At 72.6% G+C, this 1859-nt stretch carries 1 protein-coding gene; it reads right to left on the reverse strand.

All coding sequences use genetic code 11. The features are described 5' to 3' along the window. On the reverse strand, nucleotides 1-1859 hold a 1859-nt coding region (locus EJK15_RS69075; protein ID WP_206062352.1), incomplete at both ends, for an AAA domain-containing protein.

Below are 1859 nucleotides of genomic sequence, written 5' to 3' on the forward strand. Positions count from 1 at the left end.
GGCTCGTACTCCGCGACCGCCCTCTCGTACGCCTCGCGCAGCTTGTCCGCCTCCGCCTGGGGGTTGTGGAACCAGTTCGTGGACCACAGGCGGTGGAAGTTCCAGCCGAGCCGCTCCAGATGCTCCTTGCGCAGCCGGTCGCGGTCGCGGACGCTGCGCGAGTCGCGGTAGGACATGCCGTCGGCCTCGATCGCCAGGACCATGCGGTCGGGGTCCCTCGGGTGGGTGGCGGCGAAGTCCACGCGGAAGCCACCCACGCCGTACTGGGGCACGACGGTGATGCCGCACCTGGCCAGGTGGTCGCGTACGTCGGACTCGAACGGGTTGAGGGCCGTCCCGCCCGACGCGTCCGCCGGGGTGCCGCCCGACCCGGCGTACTCCAGGTAGTCGGCCAGCAGCCTGGCCCCCGCCTTGGTGACACGGGTGGGGTCGACGTCGTGGCTGGAGAACGAGCTGACCAGGGTGAGCCGGTGCTTGGCGCGGGTGGCGGCCACGTTCAGCCGGCGCTCGCCGCCGTCGCGCAGCAGCGGCCCCCACTGGTAGCGCATGCGGCCGTCGCGGTGCTTGCCGTACCCGATGGTGAGGATGATCGCGTCGCGTTCGTCGCCCTGGACGCGTTCGAGGTTCTTGACGAAGAACGGCTCCGGCGCGTCCTCGGCGAAGAACTCCTCCAGCTCCGGATGCTCGGCCAGCGCCTCCCGCAGCGCCTGGTCGACCCGCTCGGCGTGGCGCATCCCCAGCGCGATCACCCCGAGCGACTCGCCCGGGCGGGCGCGGGCGTGATCGAGCACCAGCTCCACGACCTTGTCCACCTCCGCCGACACGGAGACCTCCTGCCCGGGGCCCGCCGGCTGGGCGACGACCACGTGCCGCAGGCAGTCGCCCCGCGACACGCCGGGGAACGTGGTCAGCGCCCCGCCGTAGATGCGCGCGTTGGAGAACGCCACCAGCCGCTCGTCCCGGCTGCGGTAGTGCCAGGTCAGCGGCCACGTCGGCAGCAGCGGCCGGAGCGCGTCGAGCACCGACTCGAACCCCGCCCCGAACGACACCATGCTCTCCTCGTCCTCCACGTCGTCGAGCCCGTCACCCACCTGCCGGAAGAAGTTCGTCGGCGGAAGCTGCCGGTCGTCGCCGGCCACGGCGATCTGGTGCGCCCGCATGATGGACGGCACCGCGTCGGCGGGCACGATCTGGCTGGCCTCGTCGAAGATCACCACGTCGAACAGCCTGGTCGCCGGGAGCACCTGACTGACGATCAGCGGGGACATGGCCCAGCACGGCTTGAGGGCGAACAGCACGTCGCCGGTCTGGTCCAGCAGGCGGCGCAGCGGCAGGTGGCCCCGGCGCAGGGCGGCCTGCTTGCGGATCACCCTGGCCTGAAGCGGGTGCCGGTCCTCGGCGTCACGCAGCCGGACGGCCCACGCCCTGCGGACCCTTGCCCGGTTGGCGGCCAGATGCCGGATGTCGCGCTCGCGGAAGTCGCCGGCGATCTCGTCGAGGGCCTCTCCCCTGTTGGCGGCGTACCGCGGGTCGCTCACCCTGATGTGGTCGAGGATGGAGGAGTACCAGGCGTGGTCGAACGCGGCGACCGCCAGGCCGGCGCCGGCCTGCTTGCGTGCCAGGTCGTCGAGGAGCCGGCCGAGGCCCAGGGCGTCGAACCTCGTGCCGAGCTCGTACAGTCTGGGGAGCTTCCAGGCGGTGTCGCGGTCCGCGCAGAGTGCGGCGAGGACCTCGTCCGGGTCGTCGGGAACGCGCACGTAGGCCCGCAGGGAGGCAAGCTGCGCCTCACACTCGGCCTGCAGCCGCAGCAGACCACCCAGATCGGACGGCGGCCACGGCGACCTCCCCCGCCCCGCACC

It is taken from the genome of Nonomuraea basaltis, from assembly GCF_005893125.1.
GTDB lineage: Bacteria > Actinomycetota > Actinomycetes > Streptosporangiales > Streptosporangiaceae > Nonomuraea > Nonomuraea basaltis.